This is a genomic window from Sorangium sp. So ce363, from assembly GCF_051520435.1.
Taxonomy (GTDB): domain Bacteria; phylum Myxococcota_A; class Polyangia; order Polyangiales; family Polyangiaceae; genus Sorangium; species Sorangium cellulosum_B.
Map to the genome: position 1 here is coordinate 11,246,281 of NZ_CP150333.1, position 25,700 is coordinate 11,271,980.

The following is a 25,700-nucleotide window of genomic DNA, read 5'->3' on the forward strand; positions in this document are numbered from 1 at the left end:
ATCAGACGCTGATGGCGCCCTTGCGGAAGTCGCTCTTCGCGATCTTCACGTTGACGCAAGCGGGCCTGCCGCACCGGAACGCCTCGTCCAGCGCGGGCCCGAGCTCCTCGACGCGCTCCACGCAGGCCCCGAAGCCGCCCAGCGCCTCGACCACGCGGTCGTACCGGGTGAAGTCGAGCGACGTCGCCGGCGCGCGGCCCTCGCCGTAGAGCTCCACCTGCCCCCGGCGGATCTGCGTCCAGGCCGCGTCGTTCCCGATCACGCTCACGACGGGGATGCCCTGGCGCACCATCGCCTCGAACTCGAGCGCGTGGAAGCCGAACGACCCGTCGCCGTACACGAGGACCACGTTGGCCTCTGGCCGCGCGAGCTTGGCCGCCATCGCGTAGCCGGGACCGACCCCGAGGGTCCCGAGCGGGCCGGGGTCCATCCAGAGCTGCGGCCACTCGAGCTTCAGCACGTTCGCGGCCGTGGCCACGAAGTCCCCTCCGTCGCCGATGACGATGTCGTCCTTGCCGAGGCGCCTGCCGATCTCCGCGCAGACGCGCAGCGGGTTCGGCGGGTCGCCGTCGCTCGCGATTTCCGCCAGCATCTTCGCGCGCGATCGCTCCTCGGCCTCGCGCACGGCCGAGAGCCACGCCGCGGCCGTCTTGTCGGGCACCTCCGCGAGCAGCTGCTCCAGGACGACGCCGCTGTCCCCGTCGATCCCGACGTCGACGCGGCGGTTCCTGCCGAGCTCGCTCCCGTCGAGATCGATCTGGACGACCTTGGCCGCCGGGCTGATGGCGCGGCCGTACTCGAGGCGGAAGTCGAAGGGGGTCCCGAGCACCACGCAGAGGTCGGTCTGCGAGAGCGCGAAGCGGCGCGAGCGGCTCATGAGCCCCGGGTGCGCGTGGGGCAGGGCGCCGCGGGCCATGCCGTTCAGGTAGAAGGGCGCCTTCACGGCGTCGGCGAAGCGGCGCAGCGCGTCGCGCCGCGGCGACCACCGGAGCTGGCTCCCGACGATGAACATGGGCCGCTCGGCGTCCCTCAGCAGGGCCGCGGCCCGCGCGACGGCCGCCGGGTCTCCCCCGGGGCGAGGCGGGGCCGCGGGCGCGGTGGCGGGCGCGTCGTCGCCGGCGTAGTTCATCAGCAGGTCGAGCGGCATCTCGAGGAAGACCGGGCCTGGCACGTTCGCCTGGGCGATGCGGAAGGCCGAGTCCACGTACTCCTGGATGCGATCGGTCGAGGGGACGGAGACGCTCCACTTCGAGATGGGGCGCATCAGCTCGACGTGGTTCATGTCCTGCAGCGAGCCCATGTCGGCGAGGGCGCGCGGACCGGCGCCCCCGAGGACGACCATCGGGACGCCCGCGCGCTGGGCGTTGGCGACGGCCGTCACCACGTCCGTCACGCCCGGCCCCGCGGTGACGGCGCACACCCCCGGCCTCCCGGTCACCCGCGCGTACCCGTCCGCGGCGTGTCCGGCTGTCTGCTCGTGTCGCACGTCGACCACCCGGATGCCGTCATCCAGGCACCCGTCGTAGATCGCCTGGATGTGCCCGCCGCACAGGGTGAAGAGGTGCGTCACCCCGTGTCTCGCGAGGGCCTTCGAGACAAGCCTGCCGCCGTGCACCTGCGCCATGGGGCCGGCATATACCATGTGCGACCCAGCGTCCTGCCGGCGAGCGGTCGGCTCGCGCCGCCGCCCGTGCCGCGAGCGCGCCGCCCCGGCCACGTCGCCGGCCCGGGCCGCTCGGCGCCCCGAGCCGGCGCTCCGGGGACGAGCCCCGGGCCACGCGTCGACGGCCGCATGACCGTCGCGCTGCGGCGCCGCGTCGAGGTGTCCACTCCTCGAAACATCACCGGAGCTGGGGGGTCGTGTCCGCCTGAAACCCCCATTGTCCGGATGGTAGGCAAGTGTTCTTCCTAACCTCCCGACCTCGTCTGAGCTCTCTCGGGATCAGAGCACCACCCGCTTGCTGGCGCGCGCGCCGCCTCCCTGACCGGTGATTCACGCTATCGCCCGATCAGGTCGGCTATCCGACCGCCGAGAAGGATAACCCCCCTTCGCAGGGCGTTGCTGTAAAAATACAGCTCCGCTACAGCGCCGACTCCGACCTTGGACGCGAGGTCGTCGCCTCACCGCGACGGCCGACGCCTTTGCGATCACAACCCCGACGCTGTTCTCTTCTATCCGGGCCACGAGATGATATAGTTGGAACCTTATTGCAGGTGCCAGCTCGACACCGCCACCTCTCTCGACCTCTCCCCGGTGCTCCTTCCCTGCAGCCACCGGCCTCGGAGAGGGTCCGGTTCTCTGCCGGCGGGGCCATCGCGCCGCCGGCGGCCGCCTCCGTCGTCGGCGCTCCCCGTAACCTGGCGGAAACATTTCGGAGGGGGCTGGGTGGGTGGCGCCCCCGAGCTTCTGTGAGGAACGTAACCGGTTCAGCGCCGCCGCGGCGAGCGGCGGGCGCTGGGTGGTTGGTGGTCCGGCCGACGGCGGCGCTGGCGCGGCTCACCTGCCGCGTGGCGATGACACACGATCTCCATTACGTGTGCTCGCCAACTCCTTTGCGGCGTACCGGCCTCGACGGGCTGGAGGCGTGGAGCCGCTGCGGCGATCTGGGCAGCGTCAGGGGTGAACACGAGCCATCTTGTGCGACGCTCTCGTGGACGCTGCCTTCACAACCTACGTCCCGAGCGGCGTCTACCACGTGTGCGCTGACTTCACCCGTCCGGGCGTTCCTGACACCCGATCGCCATGTTGCTTTCACTGGTGTGCGCCGAGACCTTCTCCGTCCATGGTGCATCATTTCATCAACGCGCGATCGCTCAGGGCATCACGCGCTCCTGTTGCAGCGCAAGGAGGGCCGAATTCTCGGCGATTTTACGCGCGGTCCCGCGGGGGTTCTCGTGCGCTGGCGCCTCCCCCTCTCGCAGCGTTCATTTCAAATATCCTGCGCTCACAGAACGTTACCCAATACACCAAAATCACGCGTGACTGCTTACATGAGCTGGCGAGCTTGTTGTTTTCTATTTCGGGAAGGCTCTGTATCGGTTATGCGGGATAAGAGGACGCGCAATCGCGCTTCGCTGGAGTAGCATCTTCCTATGTCGGAGCCCCCTAGTAGCAGTCAGTTGATCCGGATACCCATGGTGCTGGCGCTCGACTGCAGCCCCCATTTTCTGGCTCGTTGCCGGAGGGTTGCAGCGCGGGCTCGTTTCCTCGTCCGCTCCTGCGATGCGGGCTCGGCGTGGGGGGTGGCCGTCCGCCTCCGCCCGCTGGCCATCGTCTTGCCGAGCCACTTGCACGATCGTGCGCCGAAGACCTTCGAGTTGCTCGCGGAGGACGCGGGAGCACGCCTCGTCGTCGTGGAGTCCGAGCAGCTGCCCGCGGGCGAGCTGGAGGGCCACATCACGCACGCGATCGGCGAAGCGAGCCGCGCGCGCGGCGCCTAGAGCGACGGTCACCCGCTTCGGATACGGGCCCACCTCGACGTTTTCGGTGCTCAGCGCACCGGAGTGCGCTTGCGCGCCGAAAACGCCGATCTGGGCCCGTCTCCTGTGCGGGAGACCGCCGCTCTGCTCTGCATGGTGCAGAGGTGGGCGGAAACCGCTGTAGAGCGGGGGTGCAGGTTCGTGCGCTGCGGGATCGGCCGCCGGGCAGGCGTGGCCCGCCGCCGGGCGCCCCGGCCGCGGGCCTCAGTCGACGCGGACGCCCGCGGTGAAGTGGAAGCCCCATGTGTGGTCGAGCGGCGGGCCGAGCTCCTCGTCGAAGGGCAGCAGCAGGCCCGTCCGGAGGAACGCGAGGTTGCGCTCGATCGCGAGGAAAGGCTCGATGGCCAGGACGTAGAGATTGCGTGCGACGGCGTGCCGGATGCTCACGTTGTCGAACGTGGGCAGCGCCATCCCTTGCACGCGCACGCCGCCGCCGATCCCGTGGCCGATCTGGAGCTCGGCGGCGTGCTGGATCGCGACCTCGTACTCCTTGTTGCGGCCGAGCGGGATGTAGAGCACCGGCTCGAGCTGGAAGCGCCCGATCACCAGTGAGCCGACGTGGGCCTCGGCGCCGAGGCGCGCGTGGATGGGGAGGATGCTCGGGAAGTACTCGTGGAGATCCCAGTACGCCCGGCTGGCGCTGACGGGCTCGTAGCTGGCGTGGTGGTGGGTCTTGCCCGAGAGCGTCGCGAGCCCGACGTCGCCGCCTACCGTGAGCCAGAACGTCCGGCCGACGCGGGCGACGTGATGGGCGCCGAGCGTCACGTTGCCGAGCACGGCGTCGGTGCGCTCGGCCATCGCGAGCCCGAACGGGAGTCGGACATCGAGGAACGTGTGCTGGGCGAACGGCATGCGGGCGAAGAGGGCGACCGCGAGCCCGGAGACCGCGCCGTCGCCGCCGGTGAACGAGGAGGTCTCCAGGCCGATCGCGCCACGCTGGCTCAGCGGGACGGTCCCCTCGTCGATTGTCCTGCCGCCCGACGCGCGCGCGGGCGGCGGCCCCAGCTCGGTGTCCGAGAGGGACAGGGCCCAGGGCGCCGGCGTGCTGCCCTTGCGGCCCGCCTCCACCCCGCCCGGCTTCCGGTCAGGCGGCGCCGGGTCCGAGGGCGGCCCGGCAGCCCCCGGCGCGGTTTGCGCCCCTTCCGGCGCGAGCGGCGAGGCGTCCGGCTCAGGTGCGCCCGCTTCGGGCGCGCCGAGCGCCGGGGGCTGCGGCGGCCCGCTGGGCAACGGCGCCGCGGGCGGCTGCAGTGTGCCTGGCGCCGGCGTCGCGGGCGGCTGCGGTGCGCCCGGCGCCGGCGGCTGCGGTGCGCCCGGCGTCGCGGGCGGCTGCGGTGTGCCCGACGCCGGCGGCTGCGGTGTGCCCGGCGCCGGCGTCGCGGGCGGCTGCCGTGCACCAGGTGCCGGAGGGGTTCCCGCCGACGCGGAGGGCGCAGGGCTCGCTGCCGGGCGAGGCGTCGCGGGCTGCGCAGCGGACGACGCGACCGCGAGGGTCGCCGCCAGCCAGGAAAGCGAGGACAAGACCAGGATTCGACGTGGCATCGTGTCTCCTTGGAGCGCGCATCCTATCGTCTCGGCGGGCGCGCGCGGTCTGCTCCGGCGAGCGCTGGACGCGCCTCGGGTGGCGCGACCGCCGCCCCGCAGCGCCAGCGCCATCCCGCAGCGCCAGCGCCATCCCGCAGCGACACGGGCATGGGGCGACCCGGAGGCAGCGGCGAGCGCCGCGCGGCGCTTCGCCGCGGAGCAGCGGCGCGGGGCCGGGCCCTGCCGCGCGCCGCTACAGCAGCGCGGCGAGGGCGGCCGCGAGCCGCTCGTAGTGCGGCCTGTCGTTGTAGATCTGGGCCGAGATCCGGAGGTGCCGCCGGGGCGACGCGGGCCAGGCGAACACCGGCACCTCGATCCCCCATCGCTCGAGCAGCGCGTCCTGGAGCGGATCGAGGCGCAGCCGGGACGACGGCGCGTCGGAGAGCGGCACCGTCGCGAGCGCGCCGATCATCGCGTCGGGGCTCGGCGGCATGCAGCCGAGCGCCTCGCACAGGAGGTCGCGCGCGGCGAGCGCCGTCGCCCGGTTGTGCGCCTGGAGCGCGGGCCAGCCGCCGGGCATGAGCGCGGCCATGGCGCGGAGCGCGTCCGCGACGCAGAGCGCCGCGCTGGGGTCGGCCGTGCCGGTCCAGTCGAACTCGAGCAGGAAGCGCGACCTGTCGGTGCGCGGCGAGTTGGCGCCGTGGCTGATGGAGAGAGGGCGGACCGCGCCCTGCTTGTCCCGCCGCACGTGGAGGAACGCCGCGCCCTTCGGCGAACAGAGCCATTTGTGGCAGTTGCCGGTGTAATAGGCCGCCCCGAGGGCGCGGAGATCGAGCGGCACCATGCCGGGCGCGTGCGCGCCGTCGACCAGGACGTCGACGCCGCGCTCCGCGAGCGCGGCGATCAGCGAGGCGACCGGGAACACGAGCCCCGTCGGGCTCGTCACGTGGTCGACGAGGACGAGCCGGGTCCGCGGCCCCACGCGCGCGAGCACCGCGTCGACCACCTGCTCGGGCGCCTCGATGGGGAACGGCACCGGCGCGACCACGACGCGCGCACCAGCGCGGGCCGCGACCGCCTCGGCCGCGTTGTTGCAGGCGTTGTACCCGTGATCGGTGATGCAGAGCTCGTCGTCGGGTCGCAGCGAGAGCGACTGCAGCACCGTGTTGACCCCGATTGTCGCGTTGGGGACGAACACGAGGTCGTCGAGGTCAGCGCCGACGAACGAGGCGAGCGCGCCTCGGGCCGCGTCGAGCAGCGGCTCCAGCTCGCGAAGGAAGAACCGGACGGGCTCGCGCTCGATCTGCTCGCGGTAGCGCTGCTGCGCCTCGAGCACCGCGCGCGGGCAGGCGCCGTACGAGCCGTGGTTCAGGAAGGTGACGGCCGGGTCGAGCGACCAGAGCTCGCGCACGGCGGCGGCGCGCGACTCCGGGAAGGCGTTCGGGTTCATGGCGAGGAGCGGGCCCCGAGGAGGCGACGTGCCGGAGGGCCCGGAACAATGTCGCGCGGGCTCCGACCCCTGTCGAGGGCCACGCGAGGAGCATCTCCAAATCCATGATGGATTGCATCATCAACGTTGATTCATGGATCAACCATGACCGGGTGCCGCCGGTCGTGCAGAGCCGGTCAACCCGTCCATGATGGACATCGCGTCCGGTCGTCCATGACGGGCATCCCATCTGCCCTCTCATGATGGACACCGCACCTGCCATCCCACGATGGACATCACATCTTCGGTCCCATGATGGACACCGCACCTGCCCTCTCATAATGGACGCCGCGCCCGCCCACCATGACGGCCCATCATCGACGGGCAGCCATCAGCCGCGGGCAGGCCTCAGCGGCGGCAGGCAGGCATCCGCAACGGCCAGGCGTCAGCGGCGACAGGCAGGCATCCGCAACGGGCAGGCGCCGGCGGCGCGCCTCGGCCGCGGCGCCGGATCAGCGGCCCGACCAGACAGGGGAGGCGCTGTTCATCTCGAGCGCATCCATGCGCCGCGCCGCGGGTGAGGGCGGAGCCGCCGCGGCCGCGCGCGCGGTCTTCCGCGCGCTCGCCACCGCCGAGGCCGCCTGGACGGCGCGCTCCTTCTCCTTGTCCGACCGGGCGCGCGCCGCCTGCTGCCGGAGCCGGTCCTCCGCTGCCGCGAGCTTCGCCTCGGCCGCGCCGAAGTTGCCTGCGCTCACCTCTTGGGCCGCGTCGAGCTGCATCATGCCCGCGTCCATCACCGCGGCGATGGTCTGGGTCTTCTCGTTCTGGTGCGCGGCGACGAGGGCCGGATCGCTCGTCACATCGTAGCGGGCGACCACCTCCTGCACGCGCGGGAGATTGCCGCTCTCGGCGTCGCGGAAGTGGAGCCGCACGCTCGCCAGCGGGTGGGAGCCGGCCGCCGGCGCGGTGACCCGCGCCCGCACGAGCATCTCGCGGTGCTGCCCGCCGAACATCGTGCCGAGCAGCACCCGGAGCGCGTCCCCGGAGCGCTCGGTGCGCTCGTTGGGGACGTCGAGCAGCTCCACGCCGGGCGCCGGGACGATCTCGACGAACGCGCCCGTCGCCGCCGTCGTCTGGAGCAGGGCGAGCTCGCGCTCGAGGACGGAGGACATCTCCCGCGCCTCGGTGAGGTGGTACAGCCGGCCGCTGGAGCCGATGGCGAGCGCGTTGAGCGTGCGCTCGTCGTAGTCGGCCCCCACCCCGATCGACGTGATCTGCACCCCGTGCGCGGCGCCGCGCTGGGCGAGCGCTCCGAGGATGTCGGGAGAGGAAGGCCCGATGTTCGCCTGGCCGTCCGAGATGAGCACCACGCGCCGGACGGCGTGCGTCGACGGCGCCGTGAGCGCGTGCTGCTCCGCGAGCTGGAGGCCAGCGAAGAGGTTGGTGCTGCCGTCGGGGCCGAGCGCGGCGATGGCGCGCGCCACCGCGGGGCGCGTCGACCGGCCGAGCACCGTCGGCGAGACGCGCGCCTGCGCGGTGTCGGCGAACGACGCGACCGAGACGAGGTCGCCGTCGGGGAGCCTGTCGACGAACGCCTGCGCCGCCGCGCGGGCGTTCTCCATCTTGGGGCCTTGCATCGAGCCGGAGGCGTCCACGAGCAGCACGACCGCCGCCGGCGCGCGCGGCTGTCCGCGGGCCGCGCGCGCCGCCGGGACATCGACCCACACGCCGAGCTGCGTCTCGCGCGTCCCCGGCAGCGCGAACGCGCTCGCGCCCGCGGCGCCGATCCAGACGCCCTGGTTCCCCGCGGGCGCCGGCTCCGGCCGGGACGACGGCGCCTCGGCCGCCGCCGCCGAGGGCTCGGCCGGCTCCGCCGGGGCCGCGGCCACGGCGACCGGCTTCGCCGCCTCCTCCCGCGCCGCTGCGCCCGGCGCGACCGCCGCGGCGGTCGCGCCCGGAGGCGCCGCCGCGCTGGCCGTGCAGCCCAGGGCCGCCCATCCCATCAGCAATCCAGCGAGCATCGTCCGCATCGAGAAGCTCCTTCCGCCGCAAGCCATGGCGCGGCCCACGGGGGGACCCGCGTCCCTCCGCCGCGATCTCCCGGGCTCCGCAGCGCGCGGCTTCTACGGACCGGGCCGAAAAAAGATCTCCGGGAGAGCCGGCGTCGGCATCACCGCCGCCGGTCCTCGCACCGGCGAAAGGCCGCCGCTCCGCGCCCGGAGCCCCCTCCGAGCACACATCCATGGGTCGTCTGTGCCTGACTCCAGGGCCCATCTCGAGATCTCGCGAGATCTGCGACTCCCGACGTCCCTCTGTCGGTGGTTCAGGTCTTGCTCATTCACGACCGTCGATGGGCGATCGCCGGACCGCGGCGCCCAGACACGATGCGCCGCACGGAGCGGCGATGCCGGAGGAGGTCGATCCGATGCAACTCGCGCGAAGCAAATCTCCAGCTCTTCTCGCCGCGTTCGCGGCGGTCTTCCTCGCTGTCGGGAGCCTCCTTGCTTTGCCGGGCTACACGCTCACCGGCACGGGCGTCCGCGTGAGGACCATCGGCGTGCTCCACGTCGATGTCTATCGGATCAGCCATTATATGGAGCAGCTCCCTGCCACCAGGTCCAAGGACGCCGTCATCGACATGGACACGGGGAAGAAGTTCGTCTGGACGATGCTTCGCGACGTCGACCGCGCGAGCATCGTCAAGGCGCTGCGGGAGGCGTATGCGTTGAATCGATACACGGACACGCCGAAGATCGAGAGGTTCGTGGCGGCGTTCGAGGGAGACCTCAAGGCGGGAGCGGAGGTCACCATCGCGTACGACCCGCGCGCGAAGGCGACCACCGTCACGGTCGCCGGCGGCGGGACGGCGACCGTGGCAGGCGTCGACTTCATGAAGGCCACCTGGCGGATCTGGCTGGGCAAGATCGATCAGCCCACGTTGAGCGACGAGCTCATCGCCAGGCTGCGCTGAGGCAGGCGAGCCGCTGTCAGTCCGACGGCTTGTCGCGCACCACGAGCACCGACCGGTTCGTGTGGTTCACGACCTTCGCCGCCGTCGTGCCGAGCACCTTGTCGATGCCCGAGTAGCCGTGCGACCCGATGACGATGAGATCCGCGTTCTCCTCGTCGGCCGTCCGGCAGATGACCTCCCAGGCGACGCCGACGTGGATCACGACCTTCGCGAGGAGCTCGGGCGGCACGTCGCGCGCGAGCTGCAAGAGCTCCTCGCGGTCGCTCCGCTCCAGGATCTCGGGGACGCGGGTCGGCGACTCGTTCAACGCTTCCGCGGGCAGGCTGTGGTGCAGCCCGATCCCGCGCACGAGCACGAGCTTGCCGCCGAGCTTCTGCGCGAGATCGACGCCCTCCGCGAGGACGAGCGACGCCTTGGGGGAGCTGTCCAGTGCAACGAGGATGGTCCGGGGGTGCTTGAGACTCATGGCGTCCGCCTTTCGTGCGGTGACGTACCGCACCTTCTTTAGCCGACCTGGCGCCGGACGCGCAGCGCATCGCTCGGCGGCGGCGCCCCGCGCCTCCGCGCCGGCCCGGCCGCCCGCGCCGAGCACCGCGGACGGTGCGTCCAGCGTGGATCAGGCGCGGATCATCACGCCATGGCCTCGGTCGTCCGTGAGGATCTCGAACGCCGCGCGCCGCGCCGTCGTCAGGGTCTCGATCCCGACCTCGCGGCCCAGGCTCTTCCGCCGCAGGGTGACGGTGCAGGCCCCGATCTTGGTGTTCAGGCAATGCTTCACGCCGCCAGGAGGGTTCCTATAGGCCAGGCCCACGAAATCGCCGGCGGACGCGGAGATCTCCCCCTCGACGCTCAGCCGATCGGTCTCCGTCCGGAAGCGCCAGGTGTAGTAGTCGAACGAGGCATCGGCGCGGACCGACTGGACGAGCGAGCTGAGCGCGATCTCCTCGCCGCGGTGCCGGAGGACCAGCGGCGTCATGTTCGGCGTCCAGAACGGTCCGACCTTCAGTCGAGCCGTGGCGACCTCGAGGAAGCTGTCCGGGTGGCTGTCGAACCCGGCGACCTGCCCCCAGGCGTAGAGGTCCGTGTGCTTCGTCCCCCAGTTGTGGTTCTGGCTGCCCACCCAGCCCGAGACGCCCACTTCGCGCCCAGCGACGCGGAGGAGGCCGCTGTAGACGGCCATCGGCGCGCCGACCAGCGCCTTCGCCTTCGGCAGCGGGGCGCCGTAGAGGGCCGCCGGGAGCAGCAGCAGGGGCTCCCCGCCGCCCTCGTAGGCGAGGTCCCAGGTGATGGCGTGCTCCCCCTCGCCCGCCGCGCCGGTGAGCCTGCCGAGGCTCAGCCGGGCGCCGTCGATGGCGACCGCCAGGCTGTCGCGGGCGAACGAGCAGCGCCCGGCGAACGGGACCTCGCGCTTGGCGACCGCGTGGCGCCCCGACTCGCCGTCGAAGTAGACCGCCCAGAGCTCACCCTCCGCGGCCTCGGGCCGCCCGGCCGGGCTGAACAGCGTGTACCGGATCCAGAAGGCGAGCGGCCGCGTCGGGTGGTTCGCGCGCTGGAAGAAGCTCTCGTAGAAGCCGCCCCGCTGCCCCGGCCGGTAACGCGCGTGGTTCGCCTGCTCCCGGATCGTCCTCGCCTTCGCGACCGCCATCGAGCCCCCCGCTCCTCCAGCCTAGTGCCCCCGCTTCGACCCGCCGCTGAGAAGATCGGCGATCACCCGCTCCAGATCGTCGAGCGAGATCGGCTTCGCGATCTTCGGGTTGTCCACCCGCTCCACGAACTCGCGCGCGCTCGGCGTGAAGGCGCCGCCCGACATGAAGGCCATCTTCGGCAAGAGCTGCGGGAACCGCTCGGAGATCTCGTCGTACAGGGCCATCCCGCTCATCTGCGGCATCAGGAGATCGCAGACGATCGCGTCGATCCGGCCGCCGCGGTCCCGCAGGAGGTCGAGCGCCTCGTGGCCGCTCTTCGCCACGAGCACCTCGTGCCGCTCCTCGAACGCGCGCGCGAAGGCGTTGAGCAGCATCGGCTCGTCGTCGACGAACAGGATCGTCCCGCGCGACGACGCGCGCGGCGGCTCCGGCGGCGGCCGCGGCGCGGGCAGATCCGTGGGGTTGAGGCCGGTCAGGCGGATCGTGAAGACGGTCCCGACGCCGGGCGTGCTCGACACCGTCATCGTGCCGTGCTGCTCCTCGACGATGTTGCGCGACACCCAGAGCCCGATGCCCGGGCGCGCGCTCTCTTCCTTCGTCGTGAAGAACGGGTCGAAGATCCGCTCGACGACCTCCGGGGTCATCCCGCGCGCGTTGTCCTCCACCTCGACGTGGTGGACGCCGGCGTCGAAGCGCGTCGTCACGCGCACCATGTTCTCGTCGCGGGGGCGGTTCGGCATCGCTTGCGCCGCGTTGATGAACAGGTTCACGAACACCTGCGAGAGCTTGCCCGGATAGCCGACGAACGGCGGCATCTCGCCGTAGCTGCGCTCGATGCGGCAGAGCTGGCTGAGCTGCGGGCCCGTCATGCGCAGCGCGAGCTCGATCACGTCGACGAGATCGACCCGCTCGGGCTTGCGCTCGCTGCTGCTCGAGAAGAGGTTGAGGTCCGTCACGATGTCCCGCATCCGCTCGACGCCGGCGAGCGCCTCGTGGCACGAGCGATCGATGAGGTCGATGGCGCGCAGCAGGTCCTCGAACGAGCCCGAGGCGACCGGGCGCGCCGCCGAGACGAGCTTGTGCGCCCCGCTCCGGATCTGCTCCAGGTTCGCCATCACCCACGCCATGGGGTTGTTGAGCTCGTGCGCGACGCTCGCCGCGACCTGGCCGATCGAGGAGAGCTTCTCGCTGTGGAGGATCTGCGCGCGGCGCGCGACCTCCTCGGTGACGTCGCGCATGAGCGCGAGCGAGGCGTCCTCGCCGTAGAGCCGCGTGATCCGGACCGTCATCACCTTGGTCAGGCCGGCGCGCGTCCCGCAGCGGATGGTGGCCTCCCTCGGCGCCTCGGCCCGCGACGCGGACAGCACGAGCGTGCGCAGGGCCGGCACGTCCGCCGCGACCGCGAGCGCGGTGATCGGCCGGCCGATCCACGCCTGCCGCGAGTGCCCGAAGAGCGCCTCGAACCGCACGTTCAGCCGCGTCAGCATGCCCTCCTGGTCGATCGTCGCGAGGACGTCGGACGAGAGCTCGACGATCTCGCGGTAGCGCTCCTCGGAGGCGAACAGCGAGCGCTGGGCGTACGCCTCGGCGAAGCGGTGCTCGAACTGGAGCAGCAGCGCGTCGACGGCGCGGAGCACGTCGATCGAGGACGAGCCGTCGGCCTCGGCGTCGTCGTGCGTCGTGTCGAGGACGCCCGCGACCGCGGTGCGGAACTCGGACGCGGCGATCAGCGGAGCGCTGATGGAGTACCCGGTCGCGTAGCGCTGCTCGACCAGGTGCGTGATGAACTCGTCGAGCAGCGTCTCGCTGCCGTCCTCGAGGATCCTGGTGAACGCGGCGAGCCAGGAGCGCACGTTCTCCGTGACCTCGCCCACGGGCCGATCGGTGTACCGGCCCCGCTCCGGCGGCAGCGCCAGCACGTTCTCGATCCAGTCGTCGATGAGCTCGTCCTTGTGCCGCTTGCAGAGGTCGAGCAGCCGCCGGCGCGCGAGCGCCATCGACGTCTCCGCGTTGGTCGGCGGTCCATGGATCTGCGAGCGCCGCTCGCCGTCCCCCCCGCTGCGTCCGCCCCGCGACTCCGGGACCTGCGAGCGCCGCTCGCCGTCCCCTCCGCCGCGCGCGCCCCTCGACTCCGGGATCTGCGAGCGCCGCTCGCCGTCCCCTCCGTTATGCGCGCTCTTCGCTTCCGGAAGCTCACGCTTGGCTTCCTCGTCCGCTGCCATCGCTGTTACCTGCCGCGGAGGACCTCGCAGCCCATGAACGCACGGAGCGGCTCCGGCACGACCACCGTGCCGTCCGCCTGCTGGTACTGCTCGAGGATCGCGATGACCGTCCGCCCCACCGCGAGCGCCGACCCGTTCATCGTGTGGACCAGCCGCGGCTTCGCCTTCGGCTCCGGCCGGTAACGGATCTGGGCGCGGCGCGCCTGGAAGTCGCCGAAGTTCGAGCAGCTCGAGATCTCGCGGTACACCCCCTGGCCGGGCAGCCACACCTCGAGATCGTACGTCTTCTGCGAGCCGAAGCCGAGATCGCCGGTGCAGAGCGCCGACACCCGGTAGTGCAGGCCGAGCCGCTTCAGGACCTCCTCCGCGTGCGTGGTGAGCAGCTCGTGCTGGCGGGCGGAGTCCTCCGGCGCCGAGAACCGCACGAGCTCGACCTTGTCGAACTGGTGCTGCCGGATGAGCCCGCGGACGTCGCGCCCGTGGCTGCCCGCCTCGCTGCGGAAGCACGGCGTGTAGGCCGCGTAGGCGATCGGCAGCGACGCGCCGTCCAGGATCTCGTCGGCGTGGAGGTTCGTGACCGGGACCTCGGCCGTCGGGATGAGGTACAGGTCGTACGCCCTCTCCGGATCGCTCTTCTGCGTCTTGAACAGGTCCTCGGCGAACTTGGGCAGGTTGCCCGTGCCGAACAGCGCCGTGTCCTTGACGAGGAAGGGCGGCAGCACCTCGAGGTAGCCCTGCTCGCGCGTGTGCAGGTCGAGCATGAACGAGATGAGCGCCCGCTCGAGGCGGGCGGCGGCGCCCATCAGCACGGTGAAGCGCGCCCCCGAGAGCTTCGCCGCGCGCTCGAAGTCGAGGAGGCCGAGGGCCGTGCCGATGTCCCAGTGCGACTTCGGCGCGAACGAGAAGCTCGGCTTCTCGCCCCACGTCCGGACGACCACGTTGCCCTCCTCCCCCGCGCCCACGGGCACCGACGGGTCCGGCAGGTTGGGCACCATGGAGAGCAGCTCGGTCATCCGCTTCTCGAGCTCGGAGACGACCTGCTCGGCCTCCTTGATCCGGGTCGACAGGGCCTTCAGCTCGTCGCGCTTCTGCGCGAACTCAGGAGATTTCTTGTCGAGGCGCGCCATCGCGTCGTTCGCCGCGTTGCGCTCCGCCTGCCGCCGCTCGAGCTCCTGGATGTTGGACCGCCTCGCGCTGACCGTGGAGGCGAAGTCGTCTCCGAGGCTGGCGGCGGCGGCGGGCGAGCGGAGAGCGAGCGCCGCGCGCACCTCATCGAGGTGCTCCGCGACGTAGCGAGGATCGAGCATACCCCAGGGTTTAGCCGAAGCCTGCACGCGCGTCAGCAGCCGCGACGCGCCGCTCCGAGGATGGGCCCGCTCCCCGCCAGACGCTCGGCGGGGAGCGGCGCGCAGGGAGGCGCTAGGCGCTGGCGCCCAGGCTGCGCAGCACGAACTGGAGGATGCCGCCGTGCTGGTAGTAGTCGACCTCGTTCGGCGTATCGATGCGCGCGGTGACGGTGAAGGTCTTCTTCGCCCCGCCTTCCCCGGTCGCGACGACGTTGAGCTTCTTGCCCGGCGTGAGGTTGTCCGAGATGCCGTCGATCTCGAACACCTCGCGCCCGGTGAGGCCGAGGGTGGACGCGTCCTCGCCCGGCGCGAACTCGAGCGGGAGCACGCCCATGCCGACCAGGTTCGACCGGTGGATGCGCTCGAAGCTCTTCGCGATGACCGCGCGCACGCCGAGCAGCTTCGTCCCCTTGGCCGCCCAGTCGCGCGACGACCCGGTGCCGTACTCGGCGCCGGCGATCACGAGCAGCGGCACGCCCTCGGCCTTGTACTGCATGGCCGCGTCGTAGATCGTGGTCTTCTCGCCGTCGGGCAGGTGCACCGTGATCCCGCCTTCCTCGCCGGGGCGAAGGGCGTTCTTGAGGCGGATGTTCGCGAACGTGCCGCGCATCATCACCTCGTGGTTGCCGCGGCGGGCGCCGTACGAGTTGAAGTCCGCGGGCGCGACGCCGTGCTCCACCAGGTACTTCGCGGCGGGGCTGTTCTTGGCGATGTTGCCGGCCGGGGAGATGTGGTCGGTCGTCACCGAGTCGCCGAGCAGCGCGAGCACGCGCGCGGCCCGGATGTCGGTGAGCGGCGCCGGCTCCTTCGACAGCCCCTCGAAGAACGGCGGCCTGCGCACGTAGGTCGAGCCCTCGTCCCACACGAACGTCTGGCCGCCCGGGACCGCGAGCTTCTGCCACTCCTCGTCGCCGGCGAAGACGTTCTCGTACTGCACCTGGAACTGCTCGGGCCGCACGGCCGTCCGGATGGCCTCGTTGACCTCGGCCGAGCTCGGCCAGATGTCCTTGAGGTACACCGGCTCGCCGTTGCGATCCGTGCCGACCGGCTCCTTGAAGAGGTCGGCGTCGACGTCGCCGCGCAGCGCGTACGCGACGACGAGCGGCGGAGAGGCGAGGAAGTTCATCCGCACGTGCTGGTTGATGCGGCCCTCGAAGTTGCGGTTGCCCGAGAGGACGCTCGCCACGACGAGATCGTTGTTGCGGATCGTGTCGCCGATCACGTCCGGCAGCGGCCCGGAGTTGCCGATGCATGTCGTGCAACCGTAGCCGACCAGGTGGAAGCCGAGCGCCTCGAGGTACGGCAGGAGCCCCGCCTGGCGCAGGTAGTCGGTGACGACCTTCGACCCGGGGGCGAGCGACGTCTTCACCCACGGCTTCACCGTGAGCCCGCGCTCGACGGCCTTCTTCGCGAGCAGGCCCGCGCCCAGCATGACCGCCGGGTTCGACGTGTTGGTGCAGGACGTGATCGCGGCGATCACGACCGAGCCGTGGCGCAGCGTGTAGCGCGTGTCGCCCTCGGTGATCTCCGCCGGGCGCATGACCTTCTCGAGCGCGGGGACGCGCGCGGCGGCGTGGCCGGCCCCCTCCTCGAGGAACGCCTTGACCGCGGGCGCGTCGGCGGCGGCGAACTCCTTCTCGAGCATGCCCTGGAGCGAGGCGCGGAAGGTGCGCTTCGCGTCGCGCAGCGGGACGCGGTCCTGCGGCCGCTTCGGGCCGGCGATCGACGGCACCACGTCGCCGAGGTCGAGCGAGAGGGTGTCGCTGAAGACGGGGTCCGGGGTGCTGTCCGTGCGGAACAGCCCCTGCTCCTTGTAGTAGGCCTCGACGAGCGCGACGAGCTGCGCGGGCCGGCCGGAGAAGCGCAGGAACGCGATCGTCTCGTCGTCGACGGGGAAGAAGCCGATCGTGGCGCCGTACTCGGGCGCCATGTTGGCGATCGTGGCGCGGTCCGGGAGCGAGAGCGCGCTCAGGCCGGGGCCGTAGAACTCCACGAATTTCCCGACCACCTTCTTCTGCCGCAGCATCTGCGTCACCGTGAGGACGAGATCGGTCGCGGTCGCGCCCTCGGGCAGGCTGCCGTGGAGCTTGAAGCCCACGACCTCGGGGATGAGCATCGAGAGCGGCTGGCCGAGCATCGCCGCCTCGGCCTCGATGCCGCCGACGCCCCAGCCGACGACCCCGAGCCCGTTGATCATCGTGGTGTGCGAGTCGGTGCCGACGAGCGTATCCGGGTAGACCAGCGTGCCCTGCCGCATGACGGCGCCCGCGAGGTACTCCAGGTTGATCTGGTGGCAGATGCCCTGGTCGGGCGGAACCACGCGGAAGTTCGTGAACGCCTGCGCTCCCCAGCGGAGGAACGCATAGCGCTCCTCGTTGCGCTCGAACTCGAGCGCCGCGTTCACCTTCACGGCCGTCGAGGACGCAAACCGGTCGACCTGGACCGAGTGGTCGATCACGAGATCGACGGGCTGGAGCGGGTTGATCTTGAGCGAGTCGCCGCCGAGCTTCGCGAGCGCCTCGCGCATGGCGGCGAGATCGACCACGGCGGGCACGCCGGTGAAGTCCTGGAGCAGCACGCGCGCGGGGTGGAAGGCGATCTCCTGCGAGGGGCGGGCCTTCGGGTCCCAGTTGAGGACGGCCTCCACGTGGTCCTTGCGCACGACGCGCCCGTCCTCGTGGCGGAGGAGGTTCTCCAGGAGGATGCGGAGCGAGAAGGGGAGCTTGTCGATCGACGCGCCGCCTTGCGCCAGCGAGGTGAGCTTGTAATAGGTGTATGTTTCGGCTTGAACCGTCAGCGTGCTCTTGGTGCCAAAGCTGTCGACCATGCGGCCTCCTCCAACGTCCGGAGCGCCCTTGTAGGCGCCCCGAAGCCGCTAATCTAGTGTTATGTGCGCGCGCTTCACCCTCGCCGTTCCGGACTTTGCGACCCTCATCGCACTGCTCGAGTCGTCCTCTGGCGCGGGCCGAGCAGGCGGCGGCCCGGCTCGGTCGATTGCCGCTGATCCGGAGATAGCGGCAAGGTTTCGGCCTCGTTTCAACATCGCACCTGCGACCGTCCACCCGGTGCTGCGCGCGCGGGACGGCCGGCGCGCGCTGGTGGCGGCGACCTGGGGCTTCGTGGGGCGTTTCGCCAGGGGCGGCGCCGGGCCTGCGCTCCTGGCCAACGCGCGCGCCGAGAGCGCGCGGGCGAAGCCGACGTTCCGCGAGGCGTTCGCGGCGCGCCGCTGTGTGGTGCCGGCGGACGGCTTCTACGAGTGGACCGGACCCAAGGGCGCGCGGCGGCCCACCTGGTTCCACCCTGCGGACGGCGGGCTGCTCCGCCTGGCGGGGCTGTACCAGCCGGCGAAGGACCTCGACACGGGGGAGCCCGGCCTCCGGTTCACGATCCTGACCACCGAGGCGAACGCCGACGTCGCGCCGATCCACGACCGCATGCCGGTCCTGCTGGGCCCCGGGGACGTGGACCTCTGGCTCGGCCTCGGCGACGGCGCGGACGCGGATCGGGCCGAGGCGCTGCTCCGGCCGGCGCCTCGCGGCGCCCTCACGGCGCGCGCCGTCTCGCCGCGGGTCAACTCGGTCGCGCACGACGACCCCGCCCTGCTCCAGGAGCTCGCGGCGGAGGCCGCTGCTCCGAAGGCCGCTGCCCCGAAGGCCGGCGGCACGCTTCCGCTGTTCGATCTCGATGGCAGCGCGAGGCCCGCCGTCCCCTCCGGCCGGACCTCGCGCCGCTGATCTACGGCAACGTGCGTTGATGTGCGCTGGCTGGCTTGCGATGGTCAGCGGGCGGAGGCGCTGCTCGCGCGACCGCCCTTGCGGCCTGTGCGGCTGGTCTTCGCCGGTCGGCTCGCCTTGCGCGCGGGCGCGGCTCGCCCGGTCTTCGCGGGCGCCGTGGCCGCTGTCTTCTTCCGTCCGGTCGCGGTGGTGCGGCGCCCCTTCTGCGCGGCCCGCGCCGGTTCGGCGCGCTGCGTCGACGCGCGCTTCGCGGGTGGACGCTTGGCCGCCGCCTTGCGCGCCGACGGCTTCGCCGTGCGCGCGCGGCGGCCGGCGGTGGCGGCGGGCATGCTCTTCGCGACGTTCCGAGCGAGGAGCGCCTCCACGTCGCTCTCGCGCACCTGGCCGAAGCGCGCCTCCAGGCGGCTGCCGAGCTCCTCGAGGCGCGCGGCGCCCATGGCGCTCTCGACCTGGGGGAAGAGCTCCTTCTCCTCCTCCTCGACGTGGTGCTGCACGAGCTCCTTCAGCACGCCGAGCCTGGCGTGAAAGGTTTCGTCACCCGGCTCGGTGCTGAGCAATTTCTGCAACATGACGTCGACGAGCGCGTGCTCCTCGTACGAGGTCGGGATCAGGGGGGAGGCGCCGAGCGCCTCCCGGCTCTCGGGGTAGAAGAGCTCCTCCTCGATGGCCGAGTGGCTCACGAGGGTCGCCACGAGCTCGTCGCGGAGCGCGCTGATCTCGTCGCTGTCAGCCTGCGACATGCGCTCGAAGAGCTCTTCGACTTCCTGGTGATGCTCCTTCAATAGGTCGGTCGCCTTCATGCGGGGACTCCTCTCACGGAAAGATGAAGCGCCGTCGAGGCGCTTGGCCTGTGCGGCCTGCGGGTTTGCGCGAAGCATGCCAGGCGAAATGGGCGCGCGAAGCGAGCGCACGACGCGCACGCGCGGGCGCGGGCGTACGTCGTTTGGCCAACCCGCGCGGGGGCGTCGCGGCGCGCGACGCGGGGCGTGCTGCCCCGCAGCGAGGCATCATGGCGCCGCTGGAGCGTGATCGCGCGCGGCCTGCGCGATGTCGCGGACGCCTTCGCCCGCGCAGGGCGCCGGCGCGCCGCCGGGCGCCGTCAGCGGGCTTTCGTCGGCTCGCAGGCGCGGGCGCAGGTCGATCGCGTGGGCCTCAGTTCGCGCCCCATACGTTGAGCACGGCCGCCGTTTCCGCGTCGATCGTGGCCGGCTCCCGTTGCGCCGCGGGCGCGCGCACGGACAGGTCGAACGTCACGGTACGCCGGAAGAGCGACACGGTGGCGAGGGGCATCACCTCGCGACGGTTGAAGGCGCAGGTCGGGTCCACGTCGAGGTCGCAGAGATAGGGGGGAACGCCGAGTCGACCCGAAAGCACGAGGTTGCCCCACCGGGTGGAGTAACGATCGCCGAGGGCGGCGATCTGGGGGCCGCGCTCGACGCCCTCGAGGCCGGAGGCGACCGCCGCCAGATCCTTCCCGAGCGGTTTGCGGGCGAACGAGAGGCCGAGGGCGGCGATCGCCGTGCGCGCGACGTCGATGATCTCGGTCGGGGCAGCGACGCGCTGGCCGGCGTACAGATCACCGGGAAAGTGGACATAAAGCGGGAGCGTCAGGACGGGCTCCTGGAGCTCCATGCCCTCGCCGTAGAGCACGGCGTCGGAGCGCCCGCTGGCCAGATCGCCGGTCACGATGAAGAGGGTCTCGTCCCACAGGCCGGCGGTCTTGAGGGTCCCGATGAGGTTGCCGAGGGCGCGGTCCTGGCCGGCGAGGGCGATGGAGAAGAGGTCGCGGATCCGGTCGCGATCCTCGGGGCTGAGCACATCGCGGCGCCGGTTCCTCAGCCTGGCCAGCACCTGGGCGGCGCGGCGCGGCTCGACGGGGCCGGCGTACTCGGCGGGCTTGAGGGCGTTCAGCTCCTTCGGGGTGACCTCCCAGGGCGGATGGCCGCCGCGCGCGTGGACGAACGCGAGGAGGCGGTTGGAAGCGTCCTGGCGGACGGTCTCGCTGATCCAGGTGGCGGCGGCGTCGATCGGGGTGGTGGCCGGCTCGCCGCTCGTCGGGGGGTGCTCGAGGACCCGGGACCAGCCGGGTCCGAAGCCGAACGCCCGGAACGTGGTGGGGACGCCGGTGAAGAACCCGGTGCGGATGCTGCTGTCGCTCGCGATGGCGCCGATGGTGGTGACGTGGGCGGGGAGGCGGGCCCCGGTGTCGGCGACGGTGTGGGCCGGCGGCGGAAGACCGGTGAGCAGCGACGCGGCCACGGCGGACACGACCGTGCTCGGCCCGCGGTGGTGATCGAACGTCGTCGCTGACGTCGCGAGCTCCGAGAGCGTGGCGAGGTGCGGCTCCGGACGACCGCTCCAGGGGGGCAGATCGGGCCGCTCGACCCCGTTCAGGGCGACGATCACGACGGCGCGCGCTGCGGGCACGGACGGAGGCGGCTCCGGCGATCCGGCGAGGACGGGGTCGCCGAAGAGGATGCGTCCGCCGCGGGCCGCGGCGGCGGCGCGGAGCTCGAGGGAGATGAGGGACCCGGCGAAGGGCGCGAGCGGCAGATCGACGTCGGTCCAGTTCGCCTTGTCGCCGCCCTCGACGTGGACGCGATGGATCACGAGGGGCTCCTGGCCGTCGCGGAGGACGCGGATCTCGGCGTCGCCTTCTCCCGAGCCCAGCGCGCCGATGGAGGTGTGGAGGCGGGTCACCCTGGAAGGGCGAAAGGCGCAGCGGACCGCGCCCGGCGCGCGCAGCGCGATGGACCGGTGGGGGACGCCCGACAGCGCGGCGGCGGGCGCGACGACGTCGCGCAGGGTCGGGGGGCCGTACGTGGCCGGGTCCTCGTCCGGGATGCCCACGCGCACCCAGTCGACGTCGGCGAACGACTCCCCCTCGCGGAGCCGGCCGGAGAACTGGAGCGTGAGGGTGTGCAGGCCGGGGTCGGCGGGGAGCGTGGTGGTCGGGGTCGAGGCGATGCGGATCTGGTCGCGCTGGAGGCGGAGCGTTCCGAGCAGCTGGTCGTCCAGGGAGACGGTGGCGTACTTGGAGGTGAGCCCGACGGCCCGGGCGGACACGAAGATGGGGCTCGCGGACGGCAGGACGAACGTGAGCTTGATCTGCCGCTCCGAGATCCGCGCCCAGGTGGATCCATCGTGCTCGACCGCCTGGATGCCGGTGGGCACGGTCCCTTGCCACGCGAAGCGGCCGAGGAGCGCGCCCGCGCCGGTATCGAACAGGAGCCCTCGGTGCTCGAGATCGCAGCTCGGCAGCTCGTCGATGAGGTGCACGACGTCGCGCGCCGGCGGCGGAGGCGTCGCCCGCGGGCTCGCGGACGCTGCGGCCGGGGCGCCGGAAGGCAGATCGCGGGTCGACGTCTCGCACCCGGTGCAACCGGAGAGGAGCGCGGCCGCGGCGGAGGCGAGCGTGAGCGCGAAGGAGGGATGGCGGGTTCGGATCACGCGGGCGCGCACGGGGCGTCCTCTACCACGAGCGGGGTGCCCTGCCTGTGGCTGGGCACCCCGGGGCGAGCGCCGGCTTCTCGATTGCCTGGGGGAGCGCTCGTGGCGCGCTCAGCGGCGCCACGGCGGCGCGACGCGGAGCCGGGTGAGGCGGCCGGCCTTGACGACCGCGAAGCGCACGCGCTCCTCGTCCCGGAGCTTCGCCCGGATCTCGTAGGCGCCGTCCTTGGGCGCGAGCGGCAGCTTGACGCTGCCGGTGCCGACCTTCCGCCCGTCCACGAAGAGCGTGTCGCCCGCGCCGGCGATCACCTCCAGCATGCCCTGCCCCTCGGGCACCTTGTGCTCGGCGGCCAGCGGCAGATCCTCGGGGAGCACGGGGTTCGATGTCGTCTCGCCGATCGGCCCGGCGGCAGCCGGCGCCGGCGTGGCGACGACCGCCGCCGCGACCACGCTCGACGAGCCGGCGGCGGCGGGCACAGCGCCGGGCGGGGCAGCGGTCGCGGGCTCCGCGGCCGGCGGGCTCGGCTGGTCGGAGGGCGGCGAGGCAGCCTGCAGCTCGTGATCGCGCGACAACCGCGCGGCCACCGCGAAGACGAACGCCGCCACCGCGAAGAGGACCCACATCGTCATGCGGTTGTCGCGGGCGGGCGGCTGCGGCGTCGGCACGTAGGCCGACGGCCGGCGCACGCGGCGCGGCGTGGGCGACTCGTCGATGGCGGGCGCCGGGGCGGGGGCCGCGAGCCGCGCGGCGGGCGGCGCCGCGGGGACCCTGAGCGCGGCGGGCGCAGGCGCCTCGACGACCGGCGGCGGCGGGAGCGAGCCCAGCGTCAGCAGCCGCTCGGGCTTCGGGTACTCCAGCGCGGGCAGCGTGGCCTCCGGCCTGCGGGGCGCGGGCGCCACGCCGGGCACGGCCGGCGTCACGCCCGCCAGCAGAGCAGCGTCCACCTGGGGGCTCCGCGCCGCGCGCACGCTGACCACATCGCCTTGAATCTCGGCGAGATCGCTCGGAACCCGTGCGTTGACCAGCGCGCTGGAGAGCGCCGTCGCCTCCTCCTCGCGCGCGCTCGCGAACGCCGTGTCCTCGTCCTCGCCGTCCACGGACAGCACGTGGACAGACATGGCCGAGCCCGGCCCCGACACCGCCGAGCTCGGCGCAGCCGAGCCGCGCGCCGGCATGGCCGATCGCGGCGCCACCGAGCCGGGCACCACCGTGAGCTGGTCGTCGGTGAGCTCGACCGAGGCGCGCGACGACGCAGCGGCGGCGTCGCCGGCGAGCTCCGGCGGCAGCGCCGCGACCGGGGCGGCCCGCTCCGGGACGCGCCGCACGCCGCGGAGCGTCTCCTCCTCGTAGGCCACGGCGGGGGCGAGCAGGTCCTCTCCCTCGCGGCTGATCACCCGGCGCACGCCGCCGCGCGCCGCGACGTCGTTCAGCACGTCCTCGACGAGGCCCGCGGCGAACTCCCCCGAGGTGATGACCGATCGCGGCGACGTCCCGCGGGCGAGCGCTCTCAGGAGCGAGCGCGCCGGCTCGGGCGTCGCGTCGGCGGTCGCGCCCATCCCCTCCAGGTCGAGGACGACGCGCTCGACCTGCATCAACGGCGGCCCGTGGAACAGCCGCTGGGCGGCCCGGGCCGCCGCGATCGCGGGCAGGAGCTGCTCCGCGAGCGTCCCCTCGAACCCGGGGCGCGGCGGCGCCGCGAGCTCGCTCTCCGGCAGAGGCTCCACCACGAAGCGGCCGGAGCCGACGCCGAGGAGCGCCGCGAGCACGGAGGGGCCGCGGTGGAACGTCCCGTCCTGCGCCGTCCGGGTCGCGCCGGCGGGGCGGCCGTCCTTGAGCAGCACCTCGTACAGGAACGCGGCGTCCCGGACCGACACGAGCGCGTCGGGCCGGCGCGCGCACGAGAGCGACAGCAGCGTCCGCGCCGTCATGCCATCGAGCCGCCCGCGGACCTCGCCGCCCGTCGCGATGCGCTCGGCGACGCGCCGCCTGCCCCGCAGGACCTCGTGCACCCGCTGCACGAAGGCCGCGGCGCTCTCCTCCTTGCGGAGGTAGCCGTCGGCCTGGGCGCCGAGCTCGCGGAGCCGCTGGAGCAGGTCCTCCTTCCAGGAGAGCAGGATGACCGGCACGTCGCGCAGCGCGACGTCGCGCTTGAGCGCGCGGCAGAGGGCGAAGCCGTCGAGCCGCGGCATCAGCACGTCGCTCACGACAAGGTCCGGCGTCGTCTGGTACGCGAGGTCGAGCGCCCGCGCGCCGTCGTGCGCCTCGTGCACGTTCGCGCCTGCGGCCCGGAGCACGCCGGCGAGGAACCACGTCACCGCCGGATCGTCGTCCGCCACCACGATGTCGAGCGCGTCGAGCCCCGCGTCGCCCGGCGCCGCGCTCGATGCGATCGACGCGCTGATCGTGCGCGCCGGCGACTTCGCGCGGATCTCGCTGTGCAGCCGCGAGCGCTCGCCCTCGGGCGCGCTCGGCGCGATCATCCACGGGGCGAGCGGCAGCGCGCCCTCCGGCCCGTTCGGCGAGAACCGCACGCCGCCCTGCGAGCGGATCGTCACGAGATCGCGGATGCGCGCCACCGCGCCCCAGAGCGCCGCGAGGACCTCGGCGCCGTCGCCGAGATCGACGTGCTCCCCGCGGCTCCTCGGCTCGGCGGCGTCGCAGAGGCCGCGGCGAAGCTCCTCGGCGAGGCGCGCCCCGAGCTCGTCGAGGTTGACGGCCCCGAGCGGCCCGCGCGCGGCGCGCGCGGTCTCAGCGCGCACGCAGGCCACCGCTGCCTCCGCGGCGGCGCGCCGGAGCGCGTCCGGCGACACGGGCTTCGGCAGCGCGCGCGCGGCGCCGAGCGCCACGTAGGGAGCCGCGTCCTCGGGCCGCGCGAAGCGGCCGACGGCGACGACGGGGACCAGGTCGGTCAGCGGATCGGCGGCCAGCGCCTCCGCCAGCCCGCGCGCGCCCGGCATGTCCGCGTCGAGCAGGACCAGATCCGGCGCGAAGGCCCGCGCGAGATCGATCGCCGTCTCCACGTCGTCTGTCCGCTCGACCTCGAACGACGGCCCGACGTCGGCGCTCGCCGAGTCGAGCGCCTCGGCGAGCGGCGCGGCGCCCACGACGAGGACCGTGATCGGCGCGTCGATCGACGCGGCCGGCGCGGCCTCGGGCGCCTCGGCGGGGGGCGCCTGCTCCACGCCGCGCGTCGAGGACGCGCGCGCTTCCTCTTCCTCCTCGAGCGAGAGCGGCTCGGCGGCGAGCGCGCGGCCGTTGCTCACGCCCGCGATCCACGTCGTGGCCTGGCCCTTGGCCACACCCGCGCCTTCCGGCCGCGCGCTGGCGCTGCGTGCGTTCGGCTGATCCGCGGCAGCGCGCGCGCGTGGCGGCGCCGACGCCTGCTCGGGCGGCGCGGCGGCGCGCGCGGGCGCCGGCGCCTGCTCGCCCATGGCCGACTGCCCCCAGGCCAGGGCGGGCAGCTCCTCGAGCAGCTTCCGCAGGGCCGCCGCGGCCTCGCCGCTGAGCCGCGCGCCGTTCGCGGCGACGAGCTGCGACTCCCCTTCGGCGAGCCGCTCGGCCACCCGCACGAAGCGCAGGAGGCGCGCCCCCGCGCCGAGCGAGTGCAGGCGCCGCTTCAGCTCCTCGACGAGCCGCGGCGCATCGCCGTCTGCCTCGATCCGCCGGACCATCTCGCGGAGCTCCGCCACGCGGCGACCCAGGTTCGCCACGAACTCGGCGCGCGCTCCGCCCAGCCGCTCGTGCCGAGCCTCGCTCGCTGGATTGCTGCGCGGCCCCGCGTGCTCCACTGCCCTCGATCCTACGCCCATTGGCGGTCCCGTATCACAGGAGGATCGGACACCCGAACTTCTCGGCGATCGCGCCCCCGCGCCCGTGGCTCCCGGCCGCGCGCCGGCGCCC

15 protein-coding genes are annotated in these 25,700 nt (G+C 73.0%); 3 read left to right on the plus strand and 12 right to left on the minus strand.

What is annotated here, in order from left to right:
- Position 1 precedes the first annotated feature (1 nt).
- Complete coding sequence (locus WMF12_RS42360; protein WP_437742405.1) at positions 2-1,624, minus strand: thiamine pyrophosphate-binding protein; 1,623 nt, start codon at positions 1,622-1,624, stop codon at positions 2-4.
- A gap of 1,496 nt (positions 1,625-3,120) precedes the next feature.
- Between WMF12_RS42360 and WMF12_RS42365 the strand changes: the two genes are divergently transcribed.
- Positions 3,121-3,441 carry a hypothetical protein gene (locus tag WMF12_RS42365; RefSeq protein ID WP_437295945.1) on the plus strand — a complete coding sequence of 107 codons (321 nt, stop codon included), beginning with the start codon at positions 3,121-3,123 and terminating at the stop codon, positions 3,439-3,441.
- 243 nt (positions 3,442-3,684) lie between these two features.
- Here WMF12_RS42365 and WMF12_RS42370 read toward each other — a convergent pair whose 3' ends face one another.
- The 3 genes from WMF12_RS42370 to WMF12_RS42380 all read right to left on the minus strand — a co-directional run bounded on the left by WMF12_RS42370 (position 3,685) and on the right by WMF12_RS42380 (position 8,460).
- Positions 3,685-5,019, minus strand: coding sequence for a hypothetical protein (locus WMF12_RS42370; RefSeq protein ID WP_437854398.1), 1,335 nt, complete (start codon positions 5,017-5,019; stop codon positions 3,685-3,687).
- Positions 5,020-5,254: 235 nt separating this feature from the next.
- Positions 5,255-6,451 carry an aminotransferase class V-fold PLP-dependent enzyme gene (locus WMF12_RS42375; protein ID WP_437854399.1) on the minus strand — a complete coding sequence of 399 codons (1,197 nt, stop codon included), beginning with the start codon at positions 6,449-6,451 and terminating at the stop codon, positions 5,255-5,257.
- Between the two features lie 491 nt (positions 6,452-6,942).
- A complete protein-coding gene (locus WMF12_RS42380; protein ID WP_437854400.1) occupies positions 6,943-8,460 on the minus strand; it encodes a vWA domain-containing protein in 1,518 nt (505 codons plus the stop codon).
- A gap of 395 nt (positions 8,461-8,855) precedes the next feature.
- On the opposite strand from WMF12_RS42380, the gene WMF12_RS42385 reads away from it, so the two are divergent.
- Positions 8,856-9,401 carry a chalcone isomerase family protein gene (locus WMF12_RS42385; RefSeq protein WP_437742409.1) on the plus strand — a complete coding sequence of 182 codons (546 nt, stop codon included), beginning with the start codon at positions 8,856-8,858 and terminating at the stop codon, positions 9,399-9,401.
- A 16-nt stretch (positions 9,402-9,417) separates the two neighbouring features.
- On the opposite strand, the gene WMF12_RS42390 is transcribed toward WMF12_RS42385, so the two are convergent.
- The 5 genes from WMF12_RS42390 to acnA all read right to left on the minus strand — a co-directional run bounded on the left by WMF12_RS42390 (position 9,418) and on the right by acnA (position 17,442).
- Entirely contained in the window at positions 9,418-9,867 is a 450-nt protein-coding gene (locus tag WMF12_RS42390) for a universal stress protein (RefSeq protein WP_437712908.1), read from the minus strand.
- A 150-nt stretch (positions 9,868-10,017) separates the two neighbouring features.
- Entirely contained in the window at positions 10,018-11,046 is a 1,029-nt protein-coding gene (locus WMF12_RS42395; protein ID WP_437854401.1) for a hypothetical protein, read from the minus strand.
- A gap of 21 nt (positions 11,047-11,067) precedes the next feature.
- On the minus strand, positions 11,068-13,269 hold the full coding sequence (locus tag WMF12_RS42400) for an ATP-binding protein (RefSeq protein ID WP_437854402.1): 2,202 nt from the start codon (positions 13,267-13,269) through the stop codon (positions 11,068-11,070).
- A gap of 5 nt (positions 13,270-13,274) precedes the next feature.
- Positions 13,275-14,576, minus strand: a complete 1,302-nt coding sequence (gene serS / locus WMF12_RS42405; RefSeq protein WP_437854403.1) for a serine--tRNA ligase — start codon at positions 14,574-14,576, stop codon at positions 13,275-13,277.
- A 112-nt stretch (positions 14,577-14,688) separates the two neighbouring features.
- A complete protein-coding gene (gene acnA / locus WMF12_RS42410; RefSeq protein WP_437854404.1) occupies positions 14,689-17,442 on the minus strand; it encodes an aconitate hydratase AcnA in 2,754 nt (917 codons plus the stop codon).
- A 61-nt stretch (positions 17,443-17,503) separates the two neighbouring features.
- On the opposite strand from acnA, the gene WMF12_RS42415 reads away from it, so the two are divergent.
- On the plus strand, positions 17,504-18,349 hold the full coding sequence (locus tag WMF12_RS42415; RefSeq protein WP_437854405.1) for an SOS response-associated peptidase: 846 nt from the start codon (positions 17,504-17,506) through the stop codon (positions 18,347-18,349).
- Between the two features lie 44 nt (positions 18,350-18,393).
- Here the strand turns inward: WMF12_RS42415 and WMF12_RS42420 are convergent, their stop codons facing one another.
- The 3 genes from WMF12_RS42420 to WMF12_RS42430 all read right to left on the minus strand — a co-directional run bounded on the left by WMF12_RS42420 (position 18,394) and on the right by WMF12_RS42430 (position 25,609).
- Complete coding sequence (locus WMF12_RS42420) at positions 18,394-19,149, minus strand: hemerythrin domain-containing protein (protein WP_437854406.1); 756 nt, start codon at positions 19,147-19,149, stop codon at positions 18,394-18,396.
- A 352-nt stretch (positions 19,150-19,501) separates the two neighbouring features.
- A complete protein-coding gene (locus WMF12_RS42425) occupies positions 19,502-21,811 on the minus strand; it encodes a sulfatase-like hydrolase/transferase (RefSeq protein WP_437854407.1) in 2,310 nt (769 codons plus the stop codon).
- Positions 21,812-21,910: 99 nt separating this feature from the next.
- Entirely contained in the window at positions 21,911-25,609 is a 3,699-nt protein-coding gene (locus WMF12_RS42430; RefSeq protein WP_437854408.1) for a response regulator, read from the minus strand.
- Between the last annotated feature and the right edge of the window lie 91 nt (positions 25,610-25,700).